This window comes from Vibrio sagamiensis NBRC 104589, from assembly GCF_007990935.1.
Classification (GTDB): Bacteria; Pseudomonadota; Gammaproteobacteria; order Enterobacterales; family Vibrionaceae; genus Vibrio; species Vibrio sagamiensis.
In genome coordinates this window covers 24,829-30,929 of the sequence record NZ_BJXJ01000040.1, presented here as the reverse complement: position 1 = coordinate 30,929, position 6,101 = coordinate 24,829, and the positions used below count along the sequence as shown (strand labels likewise).

Genomic DNA, 6,101 nt, shown 5'->3' with positions numbered 1-6,101 from the left:
GGGGGGGGGGGGGGTGAGCCGTCGGCCAAGGATACCAATTGTAAATGATACTAAAGTATACCTTTCATCGGTGTGGCCACACCCAAGCTTTATTGGGACTCTTTGCCTGTCTCTTCTGAAATCTCTGAAAGTGGTTTTATGCGCAGTGGGTGAGTAATAACTTTTCCACCAATATATCGCAACTATTTCAAAGTTGTATTGTCTCTAATAAAGCTTGTCGTGAATTAGAACAACGACAAATGGGAGTTGACTTGATGAGCATTACCTGAAATCTCATCGAGTCGTGAACTACTCTTTATTGGTGATCACACTGGTATTTGCTAGCTTTTTCTTATTGGAGCTCTCCCAAGAACGTCCGGTTCACACAGTACAATATAGTTTTATTGGTTTAGGTTTAGCGCTGTTTTACCTGCTATTGACTTCGATGAGTGAATATTTGGGCTTTAACTGGGCTTATGTTATCTCTTCAGCAGCTTCAGCAGGATTATTGGGTGTTTATGTGAGTGGCATCTTGAACAAGAACAAACACGGTGTGGTATTTGGATTATGTCTGTTTGGCTATACCTGTTGTTGTTAGGTCTGCTATAGGCAGAAAACTATGCGCTGGTGATGGGGGCCTTATTATGTTTTGTGGTATTGAGCGTCATCATGGTGGTGACTCAAAATGTGGATTGGTATTCTCGCAGTGCGAAACCAAATGAATCAGAAATCAATGAATTAAAAATGACAATATCGAGAATAATGGTGTGGAATACACTGAAATAATCCAAGAAAAAATTCTACCAAGGCGGTTAATGAAAATGATTAACGATAAGACGCAAGGCCAACTACAAAATAATAAACGTAATGCTTCAGTAGAGTGTTACTTTCGTTTCTCGATGAATAACCTGATAAAAAGTTGTGCAATATTAGTCTCAATGGTAGTGATTGCACTTTATGTTCGAGATAGCTTTATCCGGCCTACTTTTGGGGATGTATTGGTTGTGATGTGGCTATACTACCTCATCGCCAGTGTCATTCATATGCCTGCAAAGTGGCTATCAATTTTAGTTATTTCACTGGCGTTTTTTATTGAGTTTGCACAATTAATACAGGTAATAGCCTGGTTTGATATCGCACCATCATCGCCAGTAGCCATTATCTTTGGCGCGACGTTCGACTGGAAAGATCTTCTTGCTTACTGCGTGGGAGGTTTCATTTGCTGGTGGTTAGAAAGAAAATGAGCATTGTACGGTCGCAAAGTACTACGAAGAGAACCTATGTATTAATCAACCTAAATAGGGGGCTAACAGTGTGCCGTCACTACCAATTAAAGCGAAAGGTACGTAATAAATCTAGGTTAAGTTTGCTCCAGAAAGCCTATCTTTGGTCACTGATTCATAAAGAGTCAGCCTAAAAATGTGAGACTTTTATCTTATCATTTTCCACACCGAAGCACGTGTCATTTTCTATACCCAAGTAACTTGAAGATACTTGGGTATAGACTTTATAGGTGAATTCGGGCTATCAAACGGTACAACTTTGTAGGTTATGCTGAACTTTGCGTTTAATAAAAATGATCGTCGGTTAAGGCAACTTATGATAGACGGAATATCTTTATGGCTACTCAATAATTATCTAGCAGGCTCGCTCGTGGCAGTGATTATGGAGGCGTTGTTTATAGGCGGTAATTTAGTTGGTCATTATCGATACTACTGTCGAAATTACCAGAGAAAGATTTAATGCACAGTGAGTACTTTAAGTGTTATTGTTTGATGAATAATCTAGCGAAACTCCAATCTAAGTTTCTAATATATAATAGAATTTATTTTTTGTTGATGTATTATACGGGCCGAGTCGGCATATGCCCACACAAGATATTTGGGTATAGATAAAATCAATAATTAAAGGGATGAATTATGGTAAAAATACAAACGACGCATAAAATATCTAAAGGGTTAGTAAGCCTAATGGTGGGTTTGTTTTGTTTACTCGTTGGTTATAACAACATAGTCGATTATGACACTAATCAACAGTTTGTTCAGCATGTACTTAAAATGGATGCAATGGAGTCATGGTTTCAGGGAGAGCTGCTTAAGAGCCGAGCAATCACGAATGATACACTCGTAAAAATCGGTTACTGGATAATTATCGCAGGGGAATTTGCTGCTGGATTTTTTTGCGTACTCGGTGCATTCATTATGCTAAGAAATATCCAGAAAAATAGGTTTGAACATGGACAATCTTGGTTCCTTATAGGTGGTACAATCGCTGCACTTGTTTGGTATTTTGGATTTTGTGTCATAGGAGCTGAGTGGTTTCAAATGTGGGCCAGTCAATGGAACGGGCAAGATGCGGCGTATTCATTTGTCAGTTTTATTATGATGACAATGGTGTACGTCGTTATACCATCACCAAAAGTAACCGTTGAAATTTAGGAAGATGTCATGTGTAATTTTGTGTATTGGTTAACCAAGCTTTGATTATGAATCCTTTTTAGCTATAGAAAAGGGTTTGTAAGTATCCTCTAATGCAATTAAGTGTTCATCTTCTTTCAACTAAGCTATTTTTTCTATTATTTGAGCTAAAGACTGATTCAGGACGTAGAACTCAATATTTTGAATTGGTCGCACTAAATGAAACTAACTCCAGAAGTCGAATCCAGAATTATAGAGATGGCATGGGAAGATCGTACTCCATTTGAAGCAATAAAATTACAATTTGGTTTTAATGAATCTGATGTAATTCGTCTTTTACGAAGCCGATTAAAGCCAAATAGCTTTAAGCTCTGGCGTCAAAGAGTATCAGGTCGTAATACAAAACACGTAAAATTGCGTAATCCAGAAATTTCTAGAGGCTATTGTCCAAGTCAGTATAAACACCGTTAATTTTGTTTGCAAAGAGTCAAGCCTTCTACTGATTCTAGTTTCGACAAAAAGTACTTTCTCAATTATTAGATTGTTTTAAGTGATTTAGATTTTTGTGGTTACAACTTGAGTGTGGTATTTTTTATTTATTTTCAATAGGATAATGGTTTTTACTTATGATAAATAAATTGATACTCACTGCATCTATGTTTGCTGCTTTTACTTCGAATAGCGCGCTCGCTCTTTGCTCTATGTCTCCATTTGAAGGAGAGTGGTATTCATCGGATGGGGGGCGATTTTTAACGGTTGCAGCAAGGTGTGAGACAAAGCCTTCGGGAGCGGATGTAATGGTTTATGATATAGAAAGCCATTTAGGACAGGCTTCTTCTTATAATGTTTATGGCAATGAGATGACGGTTGTCTATCCTGAAGAGACTCAGATAATTAAATTAACCTCTGATTCTACAGTAGAAATTCAAACACGAGAAATCTTTAGAAAATAACTGTACCACTACACTCAAAGTTTTAGTCTTCCTGTAGACTCAGATAACGCGCTTCTACAAGGGGGCGTCATCTTTAAATGATTCGAGATGTTGAGCCCTCTATACGCGATATGTGCATCACTACTTTATCTGCTAGCTATACCCACTCTCGCCGCTAATTTGAATTTTTTTTAAAAAATGCTCGTTATATTAATGTGAGTTATATCACCTTATGAGTTAATCAGATAGAATAGCGATTCTATTCAATATGACCTTTTTAACATTACCTCGACTTGCACTTTGATCTTTGTTAGCCATGATCGTGAGTTTGTCTCATCACTTGCGACGGCCATTATCGACGTAAAAGATAAAAAGTTGGTGAGTTTTCAAGGTACATATTAAAAAATATGACGCATCAACAAAAAGCATTATTTGTTGTGTAATCCAGTGGCTTTGTTAATGAACATCATCATTTTAGCTAAAACTCACTCTTCTGACAAAAAGAGTAGCATGTTATTCCCTACAATTGAGTAATATCAACTTAAACAGATCAAGTGGTGAACACAGCAAGCGCCACTTATAAATTAAGGAGCCGATCATGAGCCATGAATTCATGACCGATGAACAACGAATAGAGTTGCAACAAAATAACCCACTGCATGGTCTCAAATTAGAAGATATGCTCAAGCAGCTTGTTGACCATTATGGTTGGGAGATACTTGATACAGCAATGCGAATGAATTGCTTTAATACTAAGCCGACGATTGTGAGCAGTGTTAAATATCTCAAGAAAACAGAATGGGCTCGTGAGCGAGTAGAGAATTTTTATCTATATCGTTTTAAGCGCATGCCAAAAGCGTCAGAGTATGAATATAACCTACCGCCACGTGCACGAACATTTCGTCATGGTTTAACACCACGTGAGCCAATGGAACTAACGGTAGAGTCTATTCTCGCATCACAAGCGAAAGCGGCCTCAGCACACAAAGAACGTTCTTCGAAACAACGTAATGATCGAGCTCGTTTTAATCATCGTCTTAGATAGGTTTAAATCAGTTTGAGTTAAAGGATGAAAAAGGGACAGCGATATGGCTGTTCCCATTTTTATCATTGTCGTCTAAATTAGGAGAGAATGTACCTTAAGTTAGCACAGTACTCTCTTTGAATTTGTTATCAAACATAGATGTTATGATTAGAGTTATTTTCTTCATCATAACCATCGTCAGTCTCATATATATCTAGTTCTTGGTATATCTCTAGTTCTTGGTATATCTCTAGTTCTTCGTATATATCTTCGTCAAGCTCTTCCACAGGATCTTCTCTGAGTATAGGACGTCTTTTCTGTTCAAAAGAGTCGACAATCATTCTTCTTTGATCGTCAGTTTGACCCATATAGCCATTACGAGAAAAACGGAAATCAGCCAGCATTTCTTCGGCGCTTACATGAGCTGGAAGAGTGCCTCCAGGTCCAGTAAGCATACCAGTCATAAGTTGTAGTGTTCTCCCCACACCTGCTCGGCAATGCACGAATGAGTTTCCTGAGTCTAAACCTGATTTTTCTGCGAAGCTATTCATAAGACCACCCATTTTATCCATGATCTCAACGCTGACTTCCGTTTTATCAGGCCAATTAATGACATGCATGACATCAACGGTATGTGACTTTTTGGTTGTTGTATCCGTAATGGTCATTTTATAAAGTTGAGCATCAATAGAAACTAATTCCCCTTTTTTATTTACCATCTCCCCTAGGTGAACGACTCCACTTTTTATCGACTCAGATTTGATGCCATCGACACTAATGTTGTCTCGGAAGTACCACTCTAGACTTTTCTCTGATAGTGCAGACTTGTTCATTTCTTTAGTGTTGGTCAATACGCCTAAAGCAGGGGATTTACGCTCAAGCATTTCTCGTAATTGAATTCCAATGGATTCCTTTAAAGGGAATTGTGTCGCTATACCCACTTTTTTTCCTGCAACAGTAATCTGGTTGGCATTTAGCAACGGATTAATATTAGTGGACTTATTCGATAACATATCTGTGAAACGATCTCTTCCTTCTAAGTAGTCTAGATGAGCCTCTCCTTTAAGATCTGTTTTTAAATGCTGATTAATTTCCCCCATTCTTTTTTCAAACTCATCAAATTTGCTATCAAAATTTGAGGAAGAATGATTAGCGACTTCTGCCAGTACGGTATTTTTCATGGATTCATTTTTCGCTTGTTGCTCAATAATATTGGACGCGTGCTTGAGCATTTCATCCGAAGTGACTACAGTGCGCTGTGGAGTACCATTCTTAAGGACTAGCATGCCGAATTTACCTGGCTCTGAAGCACTTGGCCAAAATTTTGGAACTACGGCTGCAAAACTTTTACTTGGTTTTTCAGAAAGAAAGTGAGGACTATTCTTTACTATCTTTAATTGAGCATCTTTGATGATTTTCTTTACATCGCCAACCGTAATCTTTTTATTATCTATTACGTTGTTATTGATGATGCTTTCGGCATCCGATTTTTTTACCCCGGAATTAATTAATGAGTTTAACACCAAATTTCTAGCATTACTCTGGTGTCTAATTCGTGATGTCTCACTTTTGAAAATTCGAGCGCTTTTATTTTTAACATAAATGTTATTGTCACTTTTAGCTCGAATTTCTTGAGAATCATCAGCATTATCAAATCCTTTTATTAAGCTTGATAATGAATTGGTATTAATGGCGGTCATGTTTTCTTATCCTACTGCTTATATTTTTCTATACCTAGGCATCTTGAAG

The 6,101-nt window shown here is 37.6% G+C and carries 6 protein-coding genes and 2 pseudogenes; 7 read left to right on the top strand and 1 reads right to left on the bottom strand.

The window, feature by feature from the left end; translation table 11 throughout:
- The 7 genes and pseudogenes from VSA01S_RS16245 to VSA01S_RS16215 all read left to right on the top strand — a co-directional run.
- Positions 1–765: pseudogene (locus VSA01S_RS16245) on the top strand (inner membrane CreD family protein); the annotation flags it as partial.
- A 29-nt stretch (positions 766–794) separates the two neighbouring features.
- Positions 795–1,223 carry a ribosomal maturation YjgA family protein gene (locus VSA01S_RS16240; protein WP_039983077.1) on the top strand — a complete coding sequence of 143 codons (429 nt, stop codon included), beginning with the start codon at positions 795–797 and terminating at the stop codon, positions 1,221–1,223.
- Between the two features lie 319 nt (positions 1,224–1,542).
- Positions 1,543–1,722 (top strand): annotated as a pseudogene (locus VSA01S_RS16235) (YgjV family protein); the annotation flags it as partial.
- A gap of 176 nt (positions 1,723–1,898) precedes the next feature.
- Complete coding sequence (locus VSA01S_RS16230; protein WP_039983076.1) at positions 1,899–2,417, top strand: DUF2165 family protein; 519 nt, start codon at positions 1,899–1,901, stop codon at positions 2,415–2,417.
- 198 nt (positions 2,418–2,615) lie between these two features.
- The gene (locus tag VSA01S_RS16225) at positions 2,616–2,867 is read left to right on the top strand and encodes a TIGR03643 family protein (RefSeq protein ID WP_039983075.1); all 252 of its coding nucleotides are present in this window, start codon (positions 2,616–2,618) and stop codon (positions 2,865–2,867) included.
- A 155-nt stretch (positions 2,868–3,022) separates the two neighbouring features.
- The gene (locus VSA01S_RS16220) at positions 3,023–3,349 is read left to right on the top strand and encodes a hypothetical protein (protein WP_039983074.1); all 327 of its coding nucleotides are present in this window, start codon (positions 3,023–3,025) and stop codon (positions 3,347–3,349) included.
- A 592-nt stretch (positions 3,350–3,941) separates the two neighbouring features.
- A complete protein-coding gene (locus VSA01S_RS16215; protein WP_039983079.1) occupies positions 3,942–4,373 on the top strand; it encodes a VF530 family protein in 432 nt (143 codons plus the stop codon).
- Between the two features lie 128 nt (positions 4,374–4,501).
- Here VSA01S_RS16215 and VSA01S_RS16210 read toward each other — a convergent pair whose 3' ends face one another.
- A complete protein-coding gene (locus tag VSA01S_RS16210; protein ID WP_039983073.1) occupies positions 4,502–6,052 on the bottom strand; it encodes a protein-tyrosine phosphatase family protein in 1,551 nt (516 codons plus the stop codon).
- Positions 6,053–6,101 lie beyond the last annotated feature (49 nt).

Coding starts and splice junctions, on each gene's coding strand:
- VSA01S_RS16240 (WP_039983077.1), top strand. CDS start 795: ATGAAAATGATTAACGATAAGACGCAAGGCCAACTACAAAATAATAAA.
- VSA01S_RS16230 (WP_039983076.1), top strand. CDS start 1,899: ATGGTAAAAATACAAACGACGCATAAAATATCTAAAGGGTTAGTAAGC.
- VSA01S_RS16225 (WP_039983075.1), top strand. CDS start 2,616: ATGAAACTAACTCCAGAAGTCGAATCCAGAATTATAGAGATGGCATGG.
- VSA01S_RS16220 (WP_039983074.1), top strand. CDS start 3,023: ATGATAAATAAATTGATACTCACTGCATCTATGTTTGCTGCTTTTACT.
- VSA01S_RS16215 (WP_039983079.1), top strand. CDS start 3,942: ATGACCGATGAACAACGAATAGAGTTGCAACAAAATAACCCACTGCAT.
- VSA01S_RS16210 (WP_039983073.1), bottom strand. CDS start 6,052: ATGACCGCCATTAATACCAATTCATTATCAAGCTTAATAAAAGGATTT.